The organism is Roseiflexus castenholzii DSM 13941 (genome assembly GCF_000017805.1).
GTDB lineage: Bacteria > Chloroflexota > Chloroflexia > Chloroflexales > Roseiflexaceae > Roseiflexus > Roseiflexus castenholzii.
This window is the reverse complement of sequence record NC_009767.1, coordinates 4,622,850-4,641,513: the sequence shown is the minus strand read 5'-3', so window position 1 is coordinate 4,641,513 and position 18,664 is coordinate 4,622,850. Positions and strand designations below refer to the sequence as shown.

General features: G+C 57.7%; 13 protein-coding genes. 4 read left to right on the top strand and 9 right to left on the bottom strand.

Annotated features, from left to right (window positions below):
• Positions 1–146 precede the first annotated feature (146 nt).
• The 3 genes from RCAS_RS18395 to RCAS_RS18385 are packed head-to-tail and all read left to right on the top strand — an operon-like array spanning position 147 to position 1,925.
• Complete coding sequence (locus RCAS_RS18395; protein ID WP_012122028.1) at positions 147–758, top strand: cytochrome c oxidase subunit 3; 612 nt, start codon at positions 147–149, stop codon at positions 756–758.
• Between the two features lie 15 nt (positions 759–773).
• Positions 774–1,115, top strand: coding sequence for a cytochrome C oxidase subunit IV family protein (locus tag RCAS_RS18390; RefSeq protein ID WP_012122027.1), 342 nt, complete (start codon positions 774–776; stop codon positions 1,113–1,115).
• A 15-nt stretch (positions 1,116–1,130) separates the two neighbouring features.
• On the top strand, positions 1,131–1,925 hold the full coding sequence (locus RCAS_RS18385; protein ID WP_012122026.1) for a cytochrome c oxidase assembly protein: 795 nt from the start codon (positions 1,131–1,133) through the stop codon (positions 1,923–1,925).
• Between the two features lie 3,702 nt (positions 1,926–5,627).
• Here RCAS_RS18385 and RCAS_RS18380 read toward each other — a convergent pair.
• Entirely contained in the window at positions 5,628–5,963 is a 336-nt protein-coding gene (locus tag RCAS_RS18380) for a cupin domain-containing protein (RefSeq protein WP_012122025.1), read from the bottom strand.
• A 218-nt stretch (positions 5,964–6,181) separates the two neighbouring features.
• Between RCAS_RS18380 and RCAS_RS18375 the strand changes: the two genes are divergently transcribed.
• Positions 6,182–6,760 (top strand): DUF4126 domain-containing protein, encoded by a 579-nt coding sequence (locus tag RCAS_RS18375; RefSeq protein WP_012122024.1) that lies wholly within the window; start codon positions 6,182–6,184, stop codon positions 6,758–6,760.
• 252 nt (positions 6,761–7,012) lie between these two features.
• Here RCAS_RS18375 and RCAS_RS18370 read toward each other — a convergent pair whose 3' ends face one another.
• The 8 genes from RCAS_RS18370 to RCAS_RS18330 form a co-directional block, all read right to left on the bottom strand.
• Positions 7,013–8,911 (bottom strand): ABC transporter ATP-binding protein, encoded by a 1,899-nt coding sequence (locus RCAS_RS18370; protein ID WP_012122023.1) that lies wholly within the window; start codon positions 8,909–8,911, stop codon positions 7,013–7,015.
• Between the two features lie 527 nt (positions 8,912–9,438).
• Entirely contained in the window at positions 9,439–10,170 is a 732-nt protein-coding gene (locus tag RCAS_RS18365; RefSeq protein WP_012122022.1) for a tyrosine-protein phosphatase, read from the bottom strand.
• A complete protein-coding gene (locus tag RCAS_RS18360; protein WP_012122021.1) occupies positions 10,167–12,011 on the bottom strand; it encodes an ABC transporter ATP-binding protein in 1,845 nt (614 codons plus the stop codon). The genes RCAS_RS18365 and RCAS_RS18360 overlap by 4 nt, the downstream gene beginning before the upstream one ends.
• Positions 12,012–12,203: 192 nt before the next feature.
• Complete coding sequence (locus RCAS_RS25325) at positions 12,204–13,049, bottom strand: hypothetical protein (RefSeq protein ID WP_157042694.1); 846 nt, start codon at positions 13,047–13,049, stop codon at positions 12,204–12,206.
• The gene (locus RCAS_RS18345) at positions 13,046–14,152 is read right to left on the bottom strand and encodes a DUF3696 domain-containing protein (protein ID WP_012122020.1); all 1,107 of its coding nucleotides are present in this window, start codon (positions 14,150–14,152) and stop codon (positions 13,046–13,048) included. Before RCAS_RS18345 ends, RCAS_RS25325 begins: the two co-directional genes overlap by 4 nt.
• A complete protein-coding gene (locus RCAS_RS18340; protein ID WP_012122019.1) occupies positions 14,149–15,525 on the bottom strand; it encodes a DUF262 domain-containing protein in 1,377 nt (458 codons plus the stop codon). The genes RCAS_RS18345 and RCAS_RS18340 overlap by 4 nt, the downstream gene beginning before the upstream one ends.
• Positions 15,506–16,816 carry a M16 family metallopeptidase gene (locus RCAS_RS18335; protein WP_012122018.1) on the bottom strand — a complete coding sequence of 437 codons (1,311 nt, stop codon included), beginning with the start codon at positions 16,814–16,816 and terminating at the stop codon, positions 15,506–15,508. Before RCAS_RS18335 ends, RCAS_RS18340 begins: the two co-directional genes overlap by 20 nt.
• A gap of 85 nt (positions 16,817–16,901) precedes the next feature.
• Positions 16,902–18,170 carry a M16 family metallopeptidase gene (locus RCAS_RS18330; RefSeq protein WP_012122017.1) on the bottom strand — a complete coding sequence of 423 codons (1,269 nt, stop codon included), beginning with the start codon at positions 18,168–18,170 and terminating at the stop codon, positions 16,902–16,904.
• Between the last annotated feature and the right edge of the window lie 494 nt (positions 18,171–18,664).

Genomic DNA, 18,664 nt, shown 5'->3' with positions numbered 1-18,664 from the left:
AGGCGAGAGGCGAGAGGGGAGAGGCGGAGGGGAGAGGGGTGAGGCGAGAGGGGAGTCTGTGTTCTCTGTGCCTTTGCGGTGAGTCAATCGAGTGCGAAGGCAGGGAAGATTACAGGTGGTCGTTGAACGTTGAATGGAGATTCGGTATGAGCGAATCATCGATGATCAGACCGCACGCGACGACTGCGCACCATACGTCGCTCGGCGTCGATAACCGCAAGTTGGGGGTATGGGCATTCATCGGCTCGGAGACTCTCTTCTTTGCGACGCTGATCACAACGTACTTCGTGTTTGCGCCGGTCAATCGCGCGCGCCCTGATTTTCAGGACCCGCGCGAGTTTCTCGATATTGAGTTGACGACCGTGCTGGCGAGCATTCTACTGGCATCCAGTCTGACGATGGTGCTGGCGTTGTCTGCCAGCAAACGTGGCGACCGTCGCTGGTTCACCACCTGGCTGCTGGCAACCGTTGGATTGGGGCTGGCATTCATTGGCGGTCAGGTTTATGAATTCAACCACCTGTACCACGAGGGATTGACCCTGAGCAGCAGCCTGTTCGGTACAACATTCTTTGTGCTCACGGGTTTTCACGGGACGCACGTGGCAATTGGGGTGATCTGGCTGCTCTCGGTGTTCTTCAAGGTGCGCACTTATCCCAACTCGCCGGAGAATGCAATGGATGTCGAAATTGCCGGTCTGTACTGGCACTTCGTCGATCTTGTGTGGGTGGCGATCTTTGTGCTGGTCTATCTGATCTAGAGAGGAGCAGTCGTTGTGGCAGGTCATCACGAAGAACACAGCAGCCATGCACATGGCGAGCACAGCCATTCCGATCGGTTCTACTGGCTTGTCGCCGGAGTGTTGGCGGTGGTGACGGCGCTGGAAGTTGGATTGTTCATTGTCAACGAGCAACACCTGATTGCCAAATGGCTGGAAGTGACGCTGCTGTTGATCCTTTCGACGATCAAAGGTGCGGCGGTGGTCATGTTTTTTATGCATCTCAAGGGTGATGCAGGCATTTTCAAGTTCGTCTTCCTGGTGCCGCTTGCGTTTGCAACGACTCTGCTGCTATCCTTTATGGTGCTATTTTCGGAGCACGTCGGCATCGCGGGATAAACCGGGCATGCGGCAATGTATGAGTGGAACTTTGAGCCGGGTTTGATCGCAAACCTGGCGCTGATTGCAGGAGGGTACGCGCTCTGCGTCACCGGTCCGCTGCGGCGCTTTTTTCCCGGCAGTGCGCCGCCGACGCCGGTGCAGGTGCGCCTGTTCTATGTCGGGTGGGTGGTGCTGTTTATCGCGCTGGCGTCACCTATCGACAGTCTGGCGAGTTACCTGCTGACGATGCATATGCTCCAGCATTTGTTGCTGGCGATGGTTGCTCCTCCTTTCTTGCTGCTTGGTCTGCCGCGTTGGGTTCTTCGTCCCATAATGCGTGTCCCTGGCGCGTATCCTGTCGGTTCGTTCCTCACCAATCCGGTCGTCGTATTCTTCGCCTTCAATGCCGTTTTTGCACTCTGGCATGTGCCCGCTTACTATGATCTCGCCCTGCGTGATGAGCGTATCCATATTCTTGAGCACGTCATGTTCTTTGTTGTCGGCGTGCTTTCGTGGTGGCCTATCTGTAGCCCGATGGACGAGTTGCCTTCCGCACATCCACTGATGCAGACGGCGTATCTTTTCTTCATGTCGCTGCCGACGACGATTATTGGCGCGCTGATTGCGTTCGCCGAAGCGCCGCTCTACCCGTTCTACGCTCTGCGTCCGCGTCTTTGGGGCGTCTCACTCGGTGATGATCAACAACTGGCGGGGTTGATCATGTGGGTGCCTGGCAGCCTGATCTACTTTGCGGTTCTGACCGTCGTGTTCATTCGCTGGCTGAACCGGGAGGATGGCGATGAACTGAGGTTAGAGGTTAGGGGTTAGGGGTACGAGAACTGATACTAACTTCAGCCAGACAAGATGTTCGCGCGCTCGGTTCGCAAGGCGTAACGATCTACAACGCCTTGGCATTAGCATCGCCGAAGGGGCTTGCACGTCCTCAGCGACGACTTTGGCACTCCCAAAAGATCGTGGCGACTGCCGAAAGCGACAAGTCCAACAGGGGGCTTGCACGTCCTCAGCGAGGACTTTGGCACATGCGCGATCACCTGCGAGCACACAACATGAGCAGCCCCGAAGGGGCTTGCACGTCCTCAGCGAGGACTTTGGCACATGCGCGATCACCTGCGAGCACACAACATGAGCAGCCCCGAAGGGGCTTGCACGTCCTCAGCGAGGACTTTGGCACATGCGCGATCACCTGCGAGCACACAACATGAGCAGCCCCGAAGGGGCTTGCACGTCCTCAGCGAGGACTTTGGCACATGCGCGATCACCTGCGAGCACACAACATGAGCAGCCCCGAAGGGGCTTGCACGTCCTCAGCGAGGGCTTTAGCCCGCAGCGCCTTGGCGTCTTGCTGCGCACACCGGCAGTCTTGTGCGAATGATCGCGCATGAGTATGAGGACGCGGTTCGACCGTGCGCACCGCAGGCGGTTTGACATTCCACCTCAGCGAGGACTTTGGCACATGCGCGATCACCTGCGAGCACACAACATGAGCAGCCCCGAAGGGGCTTGCACGTCCTCAGCGAGGACTTTGGCACATGCGCGATCACCTGCGAGCACACAACATGAGCAGCCCCGAAGGGGCTTGCACGTCCTCAGCGAGGACTTTGGCACATGCGCGATCACCTGCGAGCACACAACATGAGCAGCCCCGAAGGGGCTTGCACGTCCTCAGCGAGGGCTTTAGCCCGCAGCGCCTTGGCGTCTTGCTGCGCACCCGGCAGTCTTGTGCGAATGATCGCGCATAAGTATGAGGACGCGGTTCGACCGTGCGCACCGCAGGCGGTTTGACATTCCACCTCAGCGAGGACTTTGGCACATGCGCGATCACCTGCGAGCACACAACATGAGCAGCCCCGAAGGGGCTTGCACGTCCTCAGCGAGGGCTTTAGCCCGCAGCGCCTTGGCGTCTTGCTGCGCACCCGGCAGTCTTGTGCGAATGATCGCGCATAAGTATGAGGACGCGGTTCGACCGCGCGCACCGCAGGCGGTTTGACATTCCACCTCAGCGAGGGCTTTGGCACATGCGCGATCACCTGCGAGCACACAACATGAGCAGCCCCGAAGGGGCTTGCACGTCCTCAGCGAGGGCTTTAGCCCGCAGCGCTTTGGCGTCTTGCTGCGCACCCGGCAGTCTTGTGCGAATGATCGCGCATGAGTATGAGGACGCGGTTCGACCGTGCGCACCGCAGGCGGTTTGACATTCCACCTCAGCGAGGGCTTTAGCCCGCAGCGCTTTGGCGTCTTGCTGCGCACCCGGCAGTCTTGTGCGAATGATCGCGCATAAGTATGAGGACGCGGTTCGACCGCGCGCACCGCAGGCGGTTTGACATTCCACCTCAGCGAGGGCTTTAGCCCGCAGCGCCTTGGCGTCTTGCTGCGCACCCGGCAGTCTTGTGCGAATGATCGCGCATAAGTATGAGGACGCGGTTCGACCGTGCGCACCGCAGGCGGTTTGACATTCCACCTCAGCGAGGGCTTTAGCCCGCAGCGCCTTGGCGTCTTGCTGCGCACCCGGCAGTCTTGTGCGAATGATCGCGCATAAGTATGAGGACGCGGTTTGACCGTGCGCACCGCAGGCGGTTTGACATTCCACCTCAGCGAGGGCTTTGGCACATGCGCGATCACCTGCGAGCACACAACATGAGCAGCCCCGAAGGGGCTTGCACGTCCTCAGCGAGGGCTTTAGCCCGCAGCGCCTTGGCGTCTTGCTGCGCACCCGGCAGTCTTGTGCGAATGATCGCGCATAAGTATGAGGACGCGGTTCGACCGTGCGCACCGCAGGCGGTTTGACATTCCACCTCAGCGAGGGCTTTAGCCCGCAGCGCCTTGGCGTCTTGCTGCGCACCCGGCAGTCTTGTGCGAATGATCGCGCATAAGTATGAGGACGCGGTTCGACCGTGCGCACCGCAGGCGGTTTGACATTCCACCTCAGCGAGGGCTTTAGCCCGCAGCGCCTTGGCGTCTTGCTGCGCACCCGGCAGTCTTGTGCGAATGATCGCGCATGAGTATGAGGACGCGGTTCGACCGTGCGCACCGCAGGCGGTTTGACATTCCACCTCAGCGAGGGCTTTAGCCCGCAGCGCCTTGGCGTCTTGCTGCGCACCCGGCAGTCTTGTGCGAATGATCGCGCATGAGTATGAGGACGCGGTTCGACCGTGCGCACCGCAGGCGGTTTGACATTCCACCTCAGCGAGGGCTTTAGCCCGCAGCGCTTTGGCGTCTTGCTGCGCACCCGGCAGTCTTGTGCGAATGATCGCGCATAAGTATGAGGACGCGGTTCGACCGTGCGCACCGCAGGCGGTTTGACATTCCACCTCAGCGAGGGCTTTAGCCCGCAGCGCCTTGGCGTCTTGCTGCGCACCCGGCAGTCTTGTGCGAATGATCGCGCATAAGTATGAGGACGCGGTTCGACCGTGCGCACCGCAGGCGGTTTGACATTCCACCTCAGCGAGGGCTTTAGCCCGCAGCGCCTTGGCGTCTTGCTGCGCACCCGGCAGTCTTGTGCGAATGATCGCGCATGAGTATGAGGACGCGGTTCGACCGTGCGCACCGCAGGCGGTTTGACATTCCACCTCAGCGAGGACTTTGGCACATGCGCGATCACCTGCGAGCACACAACATGAGCAGCCCCGAAGGGGCTTGCACGTCCTCAGCGAGGGCTTTAGCCCGCAGCGCCTTGGCGTCTTGCTGCGCACCCGGCAGTCTTGTGCGAATGATCGCGCATAAGTATGAGGACGCGGTTCGACCGTGCGCACCGCAGGCGGTTTGACATTCCACCTCAGCGAGGACTTTGGCACATGCGCGATCACCTGCGAGCACACAACATGAGCAGCCCCGAAGGGGCTTGCACGTCCTCAGCGAGGGCTTTAGCCCGCAGCGCCTTGGCGTCTTGCTGCGCACCCGGCAGTCTTGTGCGAATGATCGCGCATAAGTATGAGGACGCGGTTCGACCGTGCGCACCGCAGGCGGTTTGACATTCCACCTCAGCGAGGGCTTTAGCCCGCAGCGCCTTGGCGTCTTGCTGCGCACCCGGCAGTCTTGTGCGAATGATCGCGCATAAGTATGAGGACGCGGTTCGACCGTGCGCACCGCAGGCGGTTTGACATTCTACACAATGCCAGTGTACCAGGCGAAGCCATTTATCGACGGACGAAAGCCCTCGCTGAGCAGGTGGTTCGACCGTGCACACCGCACGTGGAAGCCCCACCGGGACTGCTGACGCCGAGGCGCGGTCATGCCATCCCCGACTGCCGGTGCATGTTGACTGTTGCAGTGCGCAACAGTATGTCAATGCGTTGTGGGACAAGCGGAGGTGAGATGTGTGCGTGTTTTGCTAGTATGATAGCATGCTAGTATCGTATGTGTGGTATACGAAATTCTCCCGTGACGTCAGAAGCAGCATACACATAGCCGTAAGCTCGTTGCGTAAGCGAAGGGATTGCTCTAGTCCGCCCGTTCATCCACGCACAATGTTTTCCCTCAAGACCCTTCAGGTCGGATGGTGCAGCGCAGACCTCAAGGGGCGGCGTCCTGTGCCAGCATGTCTTCGCGCGGCGGGCTGAACGTGTCGATTGCCAGCGACGCTTCAAGCGCTTCGACGCCATGTGGCATGTTGCCCGGTAATGCGACTGTGTCGCCTGGCTTGACTTCCCGTACCTTCCCTTCGATGAAAAAGCGCAGTCTCCCCGAAATGAGGTGCGTGATCTGTTCGTGGGGATGGCGATGCTCCGGCAACCGCGCTCCCTGATCCAACTCGACAAGGATCTGCTGCATTCGCCCGGTGACGGCAATCGTGCGGCGGCGGATGCCGGGTGCGACTTCGAACCAGCGTTCTTGCTGTGGTTCTGTCATGGTTTGTTCCTCTCCGTTGTGAAACGTTCTCTCCAGTTGTGACGTATCATTGATGCAAGGGGCAGAGGGGATTGCCCGGGCGCACAATGAATCCGGTCTTCTGTGCCGTCGGGTTGTGCGCCATCCGAAGTGTGTCGCGCTGAACGTGCAATTCTCGACAGGGCTTGCTGTGATCTCATAGCAAGGACTTCTGGCGCCGATGACTGAAGGAAACGACGATGACGGGTTTGCTCGGCATCTTATCCGCGTTTGGTCTATCGACTGCCGCAGGTCTCAATGCCTATATTCCACTGCTCACGGTCGGTCTTCTGGCGCGCTATACCGACCTTATTCACCTCAATGCGCCCTACGATGTGGTGGAACATCCGGTCTTCCTGCTGGTCGTCGCTGTGCTGACCCTGCTCGATTTCATCGGCGACAAAATCCCGGCAGTCGATCACGCACTGCACCTTGCCGGCATGATCATAAGCCCGGCGGCTGGTGCGATTGTCTTCCTGGCGGCAAACAGTTCGACCGGCGCCGTTGATCCGGTTTTGGCGGCGATCTGCGGCATCCTGGCGGCTGGCGCAACCCACGTCGGGCGTAGCGCCGTGCGACCGGTTGCAACCGCAACCACCGGCGGCGTGGCGAATCCGGTGGTCAGCGCCATTGAGGACCTTATCTCGTTACTGGTGTCGATCCTGGCTGTGTTGGCGCCGATCCTGGCAATCATAACTCTTGCGCTCTTCGCCATTGTCGTCGTGCGATTCATCCGCCGCATCTGGTCTCCACGACGAACCGCCTCCTCCCGCCAATGATAATCTTCTGGTTCTCATACGAACGTGCGGTCAGTCAGACACGATGGTCGCGCGTTCGTTGGGCAAGGCGCAACGATCCGCCCCGCGCGTTAGCAGTCCGCCCGGCTGTAGCCGCCGCGGGCTACGGTTGCCGGGCCCGCCTGCGCGGGCTGCACCGGGCGATGCCGGATGATGTTCTCGAAAACCATGCATGGTCCACATGACCGTGTATGAGTACCAGTTCTCAGTTCTCAGTTCTCTTCTTCCCGCCATCTAACCCGCATGCGGGCGAAACGCCTGCGATCCCAGGTTCTTGGCGCTCAGTTCTCGGCTCTCTTCCTCCCATGGCTTATAATCCAGCGACTGGTGGCGGAAGTACGTATTGTACAGTTCGGCGTAATGCCCGCCCGATGCCAGAAGATCGTCGTGGTTTCCTTCTTCGATGATTCGCCCCTGTTTGAGCACAATGATCCGGTCGGCGGTACGGACGGTCGAGAGACGGTGGGCAATAATAATGCTCGTTCGCCCCTGCATCACGACATCCAGCCCTTCCTGAACCTGGGTTTCGGTGAATGGATCGATGCTCGCCGTGGCTTCGTCGAGGATGAAGATCGATGGGTTTTGCAACAGAACCCGCGCCAATGCGACCAACTGCCTTTGCCCAAGCGACAGTCGCGCGCCGCGCTCGCCGACATCCGTCTCCAGACCATGGGGCAGGTCCGCGATCCACTCGCTCCCCAACCGGCGCGCTGCCGTCTCCACATCCGCCATCGTCGCTTCTGGACGACCATAGCGAATGTTGTCGGCGACGGTACCGGAAAACAAAAACGGCGACTGCGGCACCAGCCCGATCTGTCGGCGGTACTGCGCCAGGTCCAGCGCGCGAATATCGCGTCCGTCGATGAGCAATTGACCTGCCTGAAACTCATAGAAGCGGGTGATCAGTTTGATCAGGCTCGACTTGCCGGCGCCGGTGTGCCCCACGACGGCCAGTTTCTGCCCCGCGGGGATCACGAGCGAGAACCCCGGCAACACCCACTGCACCGATGCGGACGATGGCGATCCTGCGGTGCGATCCTGTCCGGTATCGTAGGTGAACCACACATCCCGAAACTCGATACGCCCGATGAGGTGTGGCGCCGGTTCATTCCCAATCTGCACCACCTTCGGCTCGGCGTCGATCAGTGCGAAGACGCGCTCGCTAGCGGATAACCCTTGTTGAAACTGGCTCCAGAACGACGCGATGCTGGTCAATGGGAAGAAGTAGATCGCCAGACTCTGCACAAACAGATACCATTCCCCAACCGAAACCGACCCACCAAGCGCCAACCGTCCGCCGAAGTAGATAATTGTGGCAATGGCAATACCGGAGAGCAGGTTCAATATCGGAAAGATACTGCTGAAGACGAGTCCCTGGCGCAAACGCACCTGAAACGCCAGTTCGTTCGTCTGGCGGAACTGCTGATAGATCGCCGCTTCCTGGCGGAAACTTTTAGCGACTGCAATGCCGCTGACCGTTTCCTGGATCGAAGCGTTGACATTCGCCAGCGCGCGTTGCGCCTGGCGCGTCGTCAGTCGCGCAACATGGCGGAACGTCAGCGCCGCCGCAATGACAATCGGACCGGTCGCCAGCGTGATCAGCGCCAGTTGCCAGTTGATCGTGACCATGACCACTGCGATGATCACGACCAGCAACAACTGGCTGAGCAGATCGATTGTCAGCGTCACGACCGTTGCAAAATCCTGCGTATCCGAGGTTACCCGGCTGACGATGCGCCCCGAGGCGTACTGGTCGTAGAACGACATATCGCGCTGCAACACGGCGCGATATGCGTCTTCGCGCAGCGCCAGCACCACATCGCCAACCGCGCGCGCCGAGAAGGTCTGCCGCACGAAGTTGAAGAACCACCCCAACGCGCCCATAACGGCGATGATGGCGGCGAGTCCGATCAACACCTGAGCCGCCGGGTCGCCTGTCAGCAGTTCGATGCTGCGCGAAATCGTGATCGGAATGACCGTTGCGACGAGTGATCCGAGGACAACCATGAGCGCCACCAGCGCGACGCGCCCGCTGTGGGGGCGGAAATAGCGCCAGATGCGCCGGATCAGCGCCCGATCACTGTAACTGCGGTCGTATGCCTCGGCCGCCAGGCCGTCCATGAGGAAACCCATAACGTACTCCGAGAACCGAGAACCGAGAACCGAGAACCAAGAACCGGGGACTGATACGCATCGCGGTCGTTCGTACAATACTGCCAGAGCGCTGCGGGCGAAAGCCCTCGCTAAGGACGCGGTTCGACTGCGCTCACCGCAAGTGCAAGCTCCGTTGGGGCTGCTGATGCCAGGGCGTTGCGGATTGTTACGCATTGCGAACCGGGCGTTCGAACATCTTGTCTGACTGACCGCGAGTTAGTATGAGAACTGAGAACCGAGAACCGAGAACTGAGAATCGAGAACTGAGAACCAGGGGTTAGGGGTTAGACGCGCCATGTTCAACCCTCTGCAATCTCAGGGCATCGTGTTCACGACGTGGAACGTCATCTTTCTTCCTGCAACCTGCAATCCTTTTGCCCCTCTCCTTGCCTTATCTCCCCCGCCCGCAACCGGCGCCCCGCGATACACCCGTGGGCGTGCCGGCGGCCCGTGTGGGCGCGTTGGCGGCACGCACCGACCGGCAACCAACAATTGCCCCTTGCCCATCAGTCCAACAACAGTCGCCGTAATCCATCGCGCTGGGCATCGGTCAGCCCGATGGCGGCAAGGTACGATTCGATCCCGCCATACCGTTCGTTCAGGTATGTCATCGTTGACATCATCGCCTCGCGCGGCGCTGGCGAAAGTCGGTCGAACCGCTCAACATCGTATCCCAGGCGAATCAGCGTCGCGCGAATTTCTGCAATCAGCGATATGGTGAGCGGCGCGCTCAGCGCATAATCGTCGGCAATGGTCTCAACCGGCACGCCAGCCGCGCCAAGTGCCAGCGCCGTGATCAGTCCGGTGCGATCCTTGCCGATGAAGCAATGAACCAGCACCGGCGCCTCCGTTTCCGCCATCGTCGCCAGTGTCTGGCGGATCGGTTCCTGGCACTCGTCCAGCATCAACCGATAGAGTTCGCCGACCGAACGCGCGCGTGATTCGATACTGGTCTCACTGCGCTCGGTGATCAGCGGCAGGTTGAGATACTGCACATCACTCGCCGTGGCGAACACATTCGGATTATACGTCACCTCAAACGGCAACCGCAGATCGATGATCGTGCGCACGCCGTAAGCACGCAATCGCTGCTGATCCTCGGCAGTCAGGCGGTGCAGACTGTCGGCGCGCAGCAATCGGCGCCACCGCGTTATCCGACCGTCGAGGGTCGGGTAGCCGCCGACATCACGCACATTATGCGCGCCTTCAAGCCGGATATGGCGTTGTTCCAGGGTCATACGCCCTCCTGTCGCCTGCCGCGAACCGCAACCGGCACGGTATGGCTTGCATCATACCGCAGAAAAATGCGACGGTAGGCTTCGCTCGTTTCAAGCAGTTCATCGTGTGTTCCCTGCGCGACCAGTTCACCATTCTTCAGCACCAGAATCCGATCCGCCCACCGAATCTGCGAAATGCGATGCGTTATCAGCAATGTTGTGCGTCCGGTGAGGATGCGGCGCATCGCGCGCTGAATCTGGTCTTCCGTCGCGCTGTCAATGGCGCTGGTCGAGTCGTCGAGGATCAGGATCCGCGGGTTGGTCAGAAACGCGCGGGCAATGGCGATGCGCTGGCGCTGCCCGCCGGAGAGGGTCATGCCGCGCTCACCGATGATGGTGTCGTACCCATCCGGGAACGACAGAATGAAATCGTGCGCCTGCGCCTGTCGCGCTGCCCACTCGATCTCCTCGCGGGTCGCATTGCCTGCCGCCCCAAACGCGATGTTTTCGGCGATTGTGCGCGAGAAGAGGAAAATATCCTGTTCGATAGTCGAAATCTGCGAGCGCAGCGCATCGAGATTCCACTCGCGAACATCGACACCATCGATCAACACGCGCCCTTCGGTGGTGTCGTAGATGCGATTGACCAGCCGTGTCAGGGTCGTTTTTCCGGCGCCGGTCTGTCCCACAATGGCAATCGTTTCGCCAGGGTGCGCCGTAAAGGTGATGTTGCGCAGCACCGGCGGCAGTCGTTGCGCATTGCCAGAGATGCGATACGCAGGCGCCGACTCATACCCGAAACTGACATGCTCGAAGCGGATTTCACCTCGGATCGGCGCGCTATGCCCGCCGATATTCTCGTCGAGCTCAGTCTTTGCAGTGATGGTCGAGAGCATCCGTTCCGCGCCAGCGATGCCGAGTTGCACCAACGAAAACGTGAAGAGCGAAATGAAGGTCGGGAAGCGCAACACTTCGAGCAGCCCCATGTAGCCGATGATCTGCCCGACCGAAATTTCGCCGGCGCGCCAGAGGAGCAGCGCATGACCAAACGCGAGACCGAGCATCACGCCGTAGAGGAGCAGTGGCAGATACCGCGCCTGAACGCCGCCTTCGCGCACGAACAGATCGCGGTAACGGCGCGCATTGGCGGAAAACTTTCGCTCCTCCGCCGGTTCCTGTGCATACCCTTTCACCACCTCGATACCGCTGACCGTCTCGGCAAGCCCGGCGTTCAACACGCCAAATTGCTGGCGCAGCGCCCCTGCCACCGGCTTCAACTGGTTGTTGTAGCGTCGTAGCGCCCACGCAAAACTGACGAGAAACAGCACCGGCATAAAGAGCAGGTGCGGATGGATGGTGGTGATGGCAATGAGCGGAACCGTCAGACTCACCAGCGACTCGAGAATCAGACTGATCCCCGGATTGATCATCGAATTGATCTGCTGCACATCATTCGTCGCCCGCGCCATAATGTCGCCAGTGCGCTGGCGATTGTGGAAGGTCAGGCTTTTGCCGAGCAGACTGACGTACAGCTCCTCGCGCGTGTTACGCTCGGTCAGTTGCGCCAACAGTTGCACCACAAAACTGTTGGCAAGATCGATGACGCCGAATGCGACGCGCACCCCCAGAATGATCAACGCCAATCGTGTCAACTGTTCCGGCGTAATGCCGCCGACCACTGCGTCGAAAGCATTGCCGACCAGCACAGCGCTCCAGCTTTGCAGCGTTGCCATGCCGATCACTGTCACCACGAAGGCGACTGGCAACCACGGGTAGCGCATCACATGCGACCATACCCAGCGCGCCGGCGACCGGTGATCATACGCATACGCGCCGGTGACGGTAAATTCTTTGCCAGACAAACGACGGCTCCTTGCGCGCGCAGGGCGCAGTGTGCAAGCGGAAGACCGGATCACTTACGGTATACGGCGTACAACAGGATATGGATGAATACATTGATCCCAAAAATCTGAGGGCAGGCTGATTTCATCAATGCTATGGTTATGGCGCCAATTCTTCCCATTGCAAATCCTTGTAAAGGCGATTGCAAATATCTACCATTCGTGTGCGTATTTGGCGAGGATCATCGACGCGGTAACCGTGATACATTCTTTTATTACCTCGATGTCCATGAAAGGAAAAAATGTAAATAAATCCTCTATAGCGTGCGAAGAGGCGACGCTCCCCTTAATCTCGACAGCCCGATCAAGAACTTGCTGGGCTTCCTCGTCACTCAGATCCATTGCTGAGACATACCCTTGTAGTGTCGGATCTGGCAGGTGCTTTCGATGAGCTTCGTACCAGCGTCGTTGAGCAATAACGTGATCGGGATGCGCCACATTCCAAACCAGGCGACGCTCATCAGTATGCAAGCGTTGTACCTCGATTGCCATCGTGTCGTACTTTGCGATACCACTAATGCTGACAACCGCTGCGCCACCGCCGGTTGCCTCGCATACCAGCGACGTAAAATGAGCTGCATAGCCCAAAGCTGTCCATGATATGTCTTCATTATTGTCAACACGTTGCCACTGTGTATTAACGCTAGAGAAAACTTCTGATGCTAATGGTAAACTTGTCAGGTGTAGGGTAAATTTGCGAAAGCGATCCAGTGCAAGATCAGGCGAGTTTCGCAAATGATTTAGCCAGTATCTGACAATATCCTTGAAGGTGTGTGTAGCGGTCAGTCGCTGACTTTCAAAAGGTCCGTCTCGATAGTACCCATGAAGGTTGTCGCGTACATGGGGATCACGATTTGTGAGAATAGAGTCATGATCTGATCTCTCAATTGCATCCAGCTGTTCTACGGTTTCCATCATCTGGTTGAGCAATATTCCGGCATCGTGTTGGCTTGGAGCCTGAGAATTGCACGACTGACTATTGAAGAAAACGCGAATCATAGTAATTCCGTGAGATCGGCGTCGAACTGATCAAAGAAACCGATGGGCCATGGCATAATACCACCGCTTGCGTAAATGGTCGGCGTGTCGACGCGATGTGGTCGTGTCTCATCACCAGGAATAAAAAACTGAATGGATATGTGCCCTGCTGCAATTCGACGTCCCCATGCACCTTTGCGCACAGCAATCCTGATTCCATTGAGAATATGGTCACTATGAGTTTCAATGATAACCTGCACGCCAGTTGCTGCAATACATGCCAGGAAACGACCGAGCATCGACTGGCTGAAAGGATGGAGATGCGCTTCTGGATTTTCAATAATCAGGAGCGAGTTTGTGGGCGCTACCAGAGCGGCGACGACAACGGGCAGGGTATAGATCAAACCAAACCCAATGTTTGTGGGACGCACCAATCTCTGACCTGGCAAATTGCCGAACATGGTTTGCACCAGATCAGCATCCGTTAGCACTGTGATAGCATATTCGAAGCCAGGAAAGATTTGCCGCATCCAGTATCGCACTTGTTGGTAGAGCTCGCGACGTGTTTCACCAGTCTCTTCATTAGTATATGCCAGGTTTTCGTTGGCTATTAACTCCTGCTGGTTGCGACCGGCAACAAATGCGGCATACTCGCCATGAATACCAACATTGTGCGATTCATGCTCGTCTTCTGGCATCTGAAAGATTGTTCGAGGACCAAGACGTTCGGCGCTGAGATAGTTGAACTGCGGATAGAAAAGATTAATCGCTTCGTAGTGCTGTAGGGATTGACCTCTAAGTACGCGCTGTGTCGGCTCGCCTCGCTCAAACATAAACTTGAATCTTATATCTTCAGACGCTTCAATTTCGATCGAGAGATCGTTATCCTGGGCGTTTTGGTAGAAAATATCGGTTACTGTCCCTAAAGTGGCGAGCGAACCATTCAAAAGAAGGACGCCATCACGCAGAGTATCGCGTTGGTGTGATTGGCGTAACAGAAGGAGCGCCTGAATGACGCTCGACTTTCCAGTAGCGTTAGCGCCTGTGAGAATGGTCAGAGGAGCGCAGTGAATGCTCTGGTCTCCAAAGCATTTGAAGTTATGGAGATGAATTGTCTTGATCATCGCAGAGTTTCTCGAAGCATTCTATTGATTCGGTCAAAGCGATACTTAACTGCCCTTACGCTTCCTGTACCATATGAGATAGACTTGATGAAGTCAAAATCATGTTGCATAATTTCGATAAAACCATCGATTAATTGTTCACGGCGCTGTTCCAGAATTTCGATTGGCCAATCGCGGAGCAGTGTGCTCCAGACCTCGAAAAGCGGTTTGCTAATCGGTTGACGTTTCTGATTGCGTCCGTATATCTTGCGAAAAGCATGGCGACCGAATACGAGATGCGCCTTACACATGCTATCGCGGAACACCTCTTTGAGCCTATCATGTTCCTCAAAGGGCAGTGCATTCAGGTCTGCCATGGTACGATTCAGCAATCCATCAAGGTTTGGCGGTTCGCCAACGCTCATGTTTCGACCGAACTGCTCGTATGGATAACGCACAAACGTAAGAAAACGCAGAACACATTCACGATCATCCATCCGTCGCGGACTGATCGAACGATCAGTCGCATCGAGAAATTCCGGGCTTTCAGCGAGGTTCTTGAGCAAACGAGAAGCGCGTCCATCATTTCCTTGATAGAGCGCATGTCTGATCTCCTGATTGGTCAAGACTAAACCGCCAGTATTGATACGGCGAAAGATAATGAATTTGACCTGCAAAGGGGTTTCTGGTCGAATGATGTGCATCGTGAGGCGTGTTTCTTCAAGGCGGGATCGCATATGGGAAGGGAGATCGCTAAACCCGTGATTCTCAAACTCGCGCAGGTATTCCAAACCAGTTAGTTTGAGCGATTTTTCATTGCAAAAGCGGTCGAGAGTTTTCAGACGTTGGAGACCATCAATGACGACGTAGGTGTCTTCCCTCGGAGCATCAAGATAAAATGCTGGCAGCGCGATACGAAGAAGAATAGACTCAATAAGACGGCTTTGACGAACTTCGTCCCAAATAAAATTGCGCTGAAATTCTGGCTGAAGAACGAGTCTTTGCTCACGAATAAGCTTAAGGGCGTGATAGATATGCATCTGATCGACATCGACCTTGATCAGTGCTGGATTGAAAGGCGCGCCTTTAGGCTCAAGCGCTTCATCAGTTTCTGAAATGTCCACGAGCTCTTCAGGCTCAATGCTGATCTGACGTGCGTAAGCGCGCCCTTCAGGTGTGATTGTCCAGGTTCGGTCTTTGGCAGACCAGAGGATGTACATGTTCCCGTTCTGGTAGAGACATTCTCTTAAGTCCCCTATTTCATCATCTGTCAGTTGAACGCCACCACGTCGTTTGCTGATGCTTTTGGCGATCTCGCTAAACGTCATTGGTGTATTGGTCTCTTCAATCGCAAGCAACGCCTCCACCAACAACTCATCCGTTACTATGCTCATTGTGTTCCTCTCCCACCGCCGGTCCGGCAGTCACCACGACATAATTGTCGGTCGCCAGATAGCGACGTGCCACATCCATAACCTGCTCACGGTCGATGCGCCGAATGATCGACGGATAGCGCTCGACATAATCGAGACCAAGGTGATACCGTTCGATGCCGAGCAGCGTCCCGGCGATGCTGTCATTCGTTTCGAGGCTGATCGCCAGGCTGCCGGTCATAAAGTCGTGCACATCGGCAAGTTCCTGTTCCGTCGGTCCTTCAGCGGCAAACTGTTTAATTTCGGCAATGATCGCCGCGATTGCTCGCTCGACGTGTGTGGGGTTGACCCCTGCCATCGCTGCCCACGGACCGGCGCCGAGGTCGGCGTCGAGGCTGCTGCCGCAGGAATAGGCAAGCCCCTGTTCTTCGCGCACCCGCTCGCCGAGACGCCCGCCAATGCCGATGCGTCCCAGGATCATATTGGCAACGCTGGCGGCGTAGTAATCCGGCGAACAGCGGTCGAGTCCATGGACCGCCCAGATAACGTCCGTCTGACTCTTTCCTTCGAGGGCGACGTGGACACGCCGCTGATCGGGCAACGGTTGCAGGTCGGGCAGCGTCATGTGGGGCGGATTTCCAGGCGCCTGCCAGTCGCCGAAGAACCGTTCGATCAGATCGATGACGTCAGCCGGTTCGATATCGCCGACCACGGCAATCGTTGTGACTGCCGGGTGGTAGCGAGTGTGGAAACGCACCAGGTCATCGCGCGTCAACGCCGAGATCGTCTCGGTCGTGCCGCTGCTCAGGCGACTGTAGGGATGCGCTGGCGGAAACATCAGCGACCGCAGCGCGCGTGAGGCGCGCACCGAGGTATCCTGCTCATATTCGCGTAGCATCATCAGAAACTGACCGCGCAGGCGCTCGACTTCTTCGTCGGGAAAGGAGGGCGTGCGCAGCATATCTGCCAGAAGATCGAGGATCAGCGCCAGGTCTTCGCTCAATGATCGCCCGCCGAAATGGGTGGCGTGCAGACCGCCGCCGGCGTTGACGCTTGCGCCAACCGCTTCCGTGGTGGCGACAATCTCCTGGAAGCTGCGTCGCTGTGTGCCACGGATCAATGCGGCGCCGGTGAATGCAGCCACACCATTCTGTGCGGCAGGCTCATGCACTGCTCCAACACGCACCTCGCCGTAGACACTCACCGTTGGAGCGGTCGGGTTGCGCTGCACCAGCGCTACCATGCCGTTCGGCAGCGTATAGCGAATTGCAGTTGCAATGGTGCTGGCGCGGTTGGCAGGAAATTGATTCATACACGAACCACTCTGAAGTGTAGAGCCACTACCTATCTGTGAAAAGACGAGCCGCTATCGGTGGGATGTGGTATGCGGAACCTGTTTAGATCGGAAGAAAATAGCCGACTGTTCTCCGGCGTTCCGTCAAATACGTCTGCGCAACGCGCCGGACATCATCCGCCTGAACCGCTGCTATCTCATCGAGCAGCGTATCAGCGCGAGAATAGCAGTCGAGCATCTCCCACATACCGAGCATCAGCGCCTGGTTCGTGACACTCTCCCGCGCATACGCGATCTGCGCTCGCATCTGTTTGATGACCTTTATCATCTCATCAGGGCGAGGACCATCCTCCTGAAGTCTGGCAACTTCAGCCAACAACGCGCGCTCTACCTCTTCGGCAGTATGCTTGTCCTGCACCATGGCATGAAACTCGAACAGATGCGGATCGCGAGTAGGGCGGAAACTGCTAGAGGCATACGCAGCCAAACGTGTCTCAACCAGGGCGCGGTACAGGCGGGCGCTCCGATTCATCTGCGCGCCGCCGCTAAACGCGGGTGATTTAGCGCCCGAAAGCACCGCATCGAGCACGAGCAGCGGCGCAAAATCGGGGCTGCGGCAATCCACTGCATGGTACGCAATCTGCACATACTGCGCCGGTCCTGGTCGGCGCACCACCACGCGACGTTCCGCCTGCTGCTCTGGTTCGACCCATGATACCGGCGGCAGCGGCGGTCCGGCTGGCAGGTCGCCGAAGTAGCGTTCGATGCGCGCCATCAATGAGGATGCATCAAAATCGCCCACCAGCACCAGCGCCGCATTGTTCGGGCGATAGAACGTTTGATAGTGTGCCACGAGGCGGTCGCGGGTGAGCGCCAGCAGATCGTCGCGCGAACCGATCACCTCGTTGCGGTACGGATGAACCTGGAATGCAGTGGTCATGACTGCTTCGTTGAGCCACCACTCAGGGTCATTTTCGTGCCCCTCACGTTCCGCCAAAATAACGGTGCGCTCGTGTTCGATCTCTTCTTCCTCGAACAGGGTGTTGATCATCCGGTCGGACTCGATCTGAAGAGCGAGATCGATTCGATCGGCGGGCAATGTCTCGAAGTAGGCGGTGAAATCGTGCGCGGTAAAGCCGTTGAACGTCCCGCCATTGCGAGCGATCAGGCGGTCGAGGTCGCGCCCTGGAATGTGCGGTGTGCCTTTGAAGAGCATATGCTCGACCCAATGCGACACTCCGGTGATTCCGGGCGTCTCGTTGCGGGCGCCGACGCGATACCAGAGCCAACTCGTGGCAAGGGGAGCGCTATGCGTCTCGCGCAACAACACCAGCATGCCGTTCCGAAGTGTGTACGAACATGTTGCTTCCATTGATTGCATCGAACCTCGTGATGCCGCATCATCGAGCGGTTGCGGAGCATCTTTTGAATCCACTGCAAAAAGGCTTAACCACAAAGGACACGAAGCGCACGAAGGTGAATAAAAATGAAGCGTATTTCCTTTGTGTCCCTTTATGACCTTCGTAGTTCCAGCTTTTTGCAGTAAAGTCATCTTTTTCATTATAGCCGAGATCCGGCGCGAGTGGATGGCGTGCTGTGACACACGCGGATTCTGCGTCGCCTCTCGGTAACTGTTCACACTCGGAAGGAGCGCAGGCGCTATGTGCGGCGTTCTGGGGCGGCGGGGCGCCGTGCATTGGCGCTTGCTGAGACCATTCCGCCGCCGCTTCTCCTTTTCGGGGCTGCCCCTGAACCCCCGTTTTGGGTGACCGGCGGCATCTTTCCCCCAACTGTGGACAGGTACGCCTCTCGTCCGTTGTGCGCTATCACAACCACCTGTGCTATAATTTTCTCACCGCTATGGTT